4 protein-coding genes are annotated in these 3,502 nt (G+C 66.6%); 1 reads left to right on the top strand and 3 read right to left on the bottom strand.

The window, feature by feature from the left end:
• Positions 1-175 precede the first annotated feature (175 nt).
• On the bottom strand, positions 176-667 hold the full coding sequence (locus tag I5Q34_RS32495; protein WP_199896093.1) for a hypothetical protein: 492 nt from the start codon (positions 665-667) through the stop codon (positions 176-178).
• A 340-nt stretch (positions 668-1,007) separates the two neighbouring features.
• Here I5Q34_RS32495 and I5Q34_RS32500 point away from each other — a divergent pair, with 340 nt between their 5' ends.
• The gene (locus I5Q34_RS32500; protein ID WP_199896094.1) at positions 1,008-2,417 is read left to right on the top strand and encodes a hypothetical protein; all 1,410 of its coding nucleotides are present in this window, start codon (positions 1,008-1,010) and stop codon (positions 2,415-2,417) included.
• Positions 2,418-2,457: 40 nt separating this feature from the next.
• Here the strand turns inward: I5Q34_RS32500 and I5Q34_RS32505 are convergent, their stop codons facing one another.
• On the bottom strand, positions 2,458-2,931 hold the full coding sequence (locus tag I5Q34_RS32505) for a hypothetical protein (protein ID WP_199896095.1): 474 nt from the start codon (positions 2,929-2,931) through the stop codon (positions 2,458-2,460).
• A 225-nt stretch (positions 2,932-3,156) separates the two neighbouring features.
• Positions 3,157-3,502 (bottom strand): hypothetical protein (locus I5Q34_RS32510; protein ID WP_199896096.1); only part of this gene is annotated, 346 nt, incomplete at its 5' end.

A 3,502-nucleotide genomic window follows, 5' to 3' on the forward strand; every position in this document is an offset into this window, starting at 1 on the left:
ATGATGATCCCGCGCATGCCGGGGTTGAGCAGGGCCAGGAGGTGGAGCTTCTCCAAGCAGGCGCGGGACTTGCCGGTGCCGGCCGGGCCGGACATGAGGACCTCGGGGGCGCGGCAGTGCATGACCTCCCGGGCGGTGCCGTGCGGCTCGAAGGCGTGCTCCAGCTGTGCCGTGGTCACTTGAGCTGATCCATGTCCACGCCGACGATCTCGTATTTCACGCCGCCGGACACCTGCGTCTTCGTCGCGGCGTCCAGGCCGAGGAGCTTCGCCCGGCGCTCCTGGATCCGGAGCAGCCGGTCGATGGCCTGGAGGACAGGGCCGTCGTCGGCGAGGGGCTCACCACCCTCGTAGATGATCTTGCCTTGGGAGACGGTGACGTGGCGGCGCTCCAGCACCTCGACCGCGCGCTCGTACAGCCGGTCCAGGCGCTCCAGCTCCAGCGTCCGCACTTCCTCGGCGGGTTCCTGGACGATCGCGCGGAGGGCGCGTTGTACGCCGTCGTGGATCGTGTGGACGTCGGCGCCGAGGTGGTCGGCTATTCGCTTGTAGCTCCAGCCGCGGGCGCGGAGTTCGCAGGCGTCGGCGTCGCGTTGGGCGGATGCGACGGTGTAGATGAACTTGCCGTCGGGGCCCCGGGTCTGGCCGGGGCCGCTGGATTCCTCCATGGCCAGCACCTCCTCCGGGGTCTGACAACGTTGTCAATCATCGTAACGGTGACCGGAGATGTGCGAGCGGACACGCGAACGCCCCGGTGGCTGGCCGTCGTCAGGGGCGTACCGGGTGTCGTTCCAGACCGGGGGCGAGCAGTGCGCAGTGGCGGCCGTCAAGGGCGCGAGTCGGTCATCAACCAATCGAAATCAGACGCACGTTCGCCTCGCGGCTGGGTTCCGCTTCTTGCGCTGGTTGTGTAGGGGCCGCCGACGGGCAGAGTGCCCGCCGAGTGACCTGAGAGAGGACCGCGTGAGATCACGTTTTCCTGTACGAGGTCGTCACACACTGCGCGGATTGACCGTGCTGGCGGCTGCCGCACTGCTGGTTCCAGCGGCTTCGCCAGCAGGGGCAGATGATGACCCCGCAGAGGGGCTGTCCGTCGAGTCGCACGTCCTGACGTTCGGGGCGGAACGGCCGTCGTGGAAGGACACCGGCACAGCGAGCGGCCAGGCCCTGCTCCGTGCCGGTGCCCTCGATCAGACAGCGGAAGAGTCGGCTATCGCCCAGACCACGGGACCTGCTGCCGCCCTGGCGCGTCGGTTGGCGCAGGCGACGGCTGCGGCCAACGCGCCCGGCGGGGCGGGGCAGGTGAGCCCGGCGCCGCCAGCGACACCTCCGGTCGCGCCGCGCGCGGCCGGCGTCAGCTATCCGGAGCCGCCGCACGACATGAGGCTCAAGGAGTGCAAAGACGGGCTCGGGACGAAGAACAAGCTCTACGTCAAGTCCCGCTTCGCAGTGTGCACAGGGGCGTCCTTCATTCAGTACTGGCGCAAGAAGGGCAAGCCAGTCGGTGAGAGCGCCTTCAATATGCGTGTCGTCGGCACCATAGCCAAGGGCAGCCGCGACATAAAGCTCAAGTACTTCTTCACCGAGTTCGACAAGGCCGGTAAAACCAGCACCGGCGGCCTTTTGATCAGCGCTCGGACGGCGATCAAGCAAACGTGGCCCGCGTCGGCCAAAACCAAGCAGAGCGGAACGCTTCCCGGAGGGCGGAGCTTCGACAGCCTGAAGAACCAGTCGTTCACTCAAACCTTTACGGTGGCGAAAGGTCAGGGGTCCAAGCCCGACGATCTGGTCTTCGCGGCCTGGCAGCCGACAGTGAAGATCATGCCCCCGCCCGGATACGACTTCAAGGGCGACCAGGGGGGCACGACGTTCATCTTCGCCCCTCGATGGGACGCTGCCCAGTACGTCACCAAGGGCGGCGGCGCAGCGGTCTTCAACAACGTGGTGCCCATGTACTACAGCACCAAGGCCGGCGCTCCGGAGCGAGCGGCCGCGCAGCACGTCAAGGACGCGCTCACCAACCCCGCGAAGACCAAGCCGGACAACGCCCGGAAGAAGGTTCCCGGGGGCTCGGTGCAAGACCCGCTTCACCGGTTGTTCCACAACAAGAAGCAGCGCGACGCCAATCGCAGCAGGGCTATTGCAACCTGCGTGAAGTACTGGGGCAAGGACTACACCAAGGATCCCCGCAATCCGACGGTGAAGCGGGAATGTGATGAGTACCCCTTCGCCAGTACCTACGAGGGTGCTGCGAAGAAGGTCGGCGGCAAGTACGCGGACAACTTCTCGGCGCGCCCGATCCGCGACAGTGAGAACAGGGCAGGGGGCCTCCTGCTTTCGGGCTTCATGACCAAGAACCGGATCATCGACTCGCAGGGCGCCAAGGACTATGACGCCTACTACGTAGTGGTCAGGTAAACCGGTGGGAGGGAGGGGCTGAAGAGCGGCCCCTCCCTCATCAGCGGCCAGTGGGCCAGAACTGGGCCAGGTACTGCTCGATGCCTTTCGGAACTCCCCTTTGCGCCAGGCGCTGCACCTCGGTTCGGCCTGCGGAGTACATCCGCACTCGCCAGAGGTCAGTGGCTTTGCCAAGGAGTACCGTCTCGTCCGGACTGCCCGCGACGGTCCAGAACGCTAGCTCTCCCGACGGCGACCTGAGTTCTCCCGTGGCCTGCGCCTCCCACTCCTTGCTGTGGTCCTCGCCTGGCTCGCTGTCCCAGACCTCGGCCACGAAGCGGATCTCGTGGGTGTGGCCGGCGCTCTGCACGTCAATGCGGCCTTCGTGGAACGTCAGGAAGCCCGCAGGGTTCAACTCGGGGTCGACGTCGTCCGGGTAAGGGACAGGGACCGCCGAGTCGTCGATGTCCTGGAGCGCGAAACCGTAGAAGTCGATGGGAATGTGGAGTAGTTGCTTGCTGACCAGATCGGGCAAGGCTGCCTCTCTTCACAGCGGATAGGTCGCGCCGATGCTACCGGCGGGGCTACGACGCGGCGATGGTTCCCGGCCGGATGGGTGTCTTCGTGCATGGCGTGGCTCCCCGGGGCGCTGGCGAGGTGGCTATCAGTGTGCCTCGGCGGTGTTGGGGCGCTGTAGGGCCTTTTGCTGCTGGGATGTTCGCGGCGACCCACGGTGGGCGTGGCGTTGCGCGACCGTGTTTCAGCGTGCCGGGTACCTTCGCCGTTTCTCCAGGACGTCCTTCACCGTCTGCCCCCTCCAGAGGCCAACGCCTTCGCGGGTCTGGGCGTCGGGCTCGGGCCAGCGGCCCCGTGAGAGGTCGGAACGGATGCTGCCGGCCTTGACGCCCACGTTGGCGTCTTCGATGTCCTGTGCGGTGTACCAGCCCTTCGGGTCGAGCGGGACCGTAGGGCGTTTGATGTTCTTCTCGACCCATTCGGCGACGGCGGCCGCCGGGTAGGTCTTCCAGCGCCCCTGTTTACCGGTGGCCTGCGGCCAGTCGGGATGCGTGGCCCAGCGCTTGACGGTCGGCCTGGATCGCTCGTAC

The sequence above is a fragment of the Streptomyces sp. AV19 genome (genome assembly GCF_015999245.1).
Classification (GTDB): domain Bacteria; phylum Actinomycetota; class Actinomycetes; order Streptomycetales; family Streptomycetaceae; genus Streptomyces.